The 1,068-nt window shown below is 60.7% G+C and carries 2 protein-coding genes; one reads left to right on the top strand and one right to left on the bottom strand.

Annotated elements, in window-relative coordinates; genetic code table 11:
- A partial coding sequence (locus tag ACFWPJ_RS33635) for a hypothetical protein (RefSeq protein WP_378857676.1) occupies positions 1-427 on the top strand: 427 nt, incomplete at its 5' end.
- A gap of 30 nt (positions 428-457) precedes the next feature.
- Here ACFWPJ_RS33635 and aac(6') read toward each other — a convergent pair.
- Entirely contained in the window at positions 458-895 is a 438-nt protein-coding gene (aac(6'), locus tag ACFWPJ_RS33630; RefSeq protein ID WP_378857678.1) for an aminoglycoside 6'-N-acetyltransferase, read from the bottom strand.
- Positions 896-1,068: the final 173 nt, after the last annotated feature.

Below are 1,068 nucleotides of genomic sequence, written 5' to 3'. Positions count from 1 at the left end.
AATGAGTGAGTATAAGCGTGGAAGCGAATACAGGTGGAAACGGTATTCGACAGAAGAGCTGACTCGAATATCGGTTGATGGACCGATCCATACGAAACATGCGGCAGCAACTTGCCCGTCCTGTCAGCAGTTGACCTTGCACTGGTACTACTACGAAATACCGATTGGACGGCGCCCCGGCGTCACCCTGCTGTGGTGCATGATATGCCGAAAGGCCTACTGGGCGGACCAAGTACCACTATCGCCGAACTATTCCATTGAAGATCCACTCGATGGTACAGATTTGAAGAAGTCGGTGATGTCGAAGCACCCTTATGGCGTTTTCAAACATCTCGAGCGTCAGTGGAAGGACGGGACGTTGCCGCAACGCATATCCAAACTCAGGGACAAAAAGCGTGGGATGCCACCGATCGGTGAATCCGGCTGATCGTTTCTGGCGGGGGCTGACAACGATGCGTCACAGCATCTTTCGGTAGAACACGACACGTTCGCGTTCTGCGAAGCCCAGAGCGGCGTGCATCTCCTGTCCGGCGGCGTTGCTCAGCAGGGCGTCAGAGCCGAGTTCGGTACAGCCGTTGTCACGGCCCCATTCTTCCAGTGCCTCGCACAGCGCACGGGCTACTCCGGTCCGGCGGTGGGTGGGGATCACGAAGAGGCCTTCGAGGAACGCAACCGGTGAGGTGTCGCATCCGTTGACGTAGTCGTGGCGCAGTGTGACTTCACCGAAGCCGACTGCGGCGCCTCCTTCCTCGCGTGCGAGGAATGCGGCCGCGGCGCGGGACCCGTCGTATTGTTCGCCGACGTCGGCGCGATGGGCGTCGACAGAGCTATCCGGCCACAGCTGCGCGCGTAGCGCGGCCAACTCGTCCAAATCGGCCGCGCTACAGGGATGTATCCGCTCCGGTAGCTGACTGCTAGGGCGAGGGACTGCGGGATAAGCTGCGTTGTCGGTGGCTGCAACGTGCTCGGAGAGCTCATCGCACGCGCGGCCTGGATTGGCATGCACCCCCCGAACGTCCCAGCTGTGCCGAGCGACGATCCTGACCCGCGGAGGGTCCTGAGCTCCGG

It is taken from the genome of Nocardia sp. NPDC058497, assembly GCF_042720195.1.
Classification (GTDB): Bacteria; Actinomycetota; Actinomycetes; order Mycobacteriales; family Mycobacteriaceae; genus Nocardia.
The sequence above is the reverse complement of the archived record's forward strand: the minus strand, read 5'-3'. Positions and strand labels throughout refer to the sequence as shown.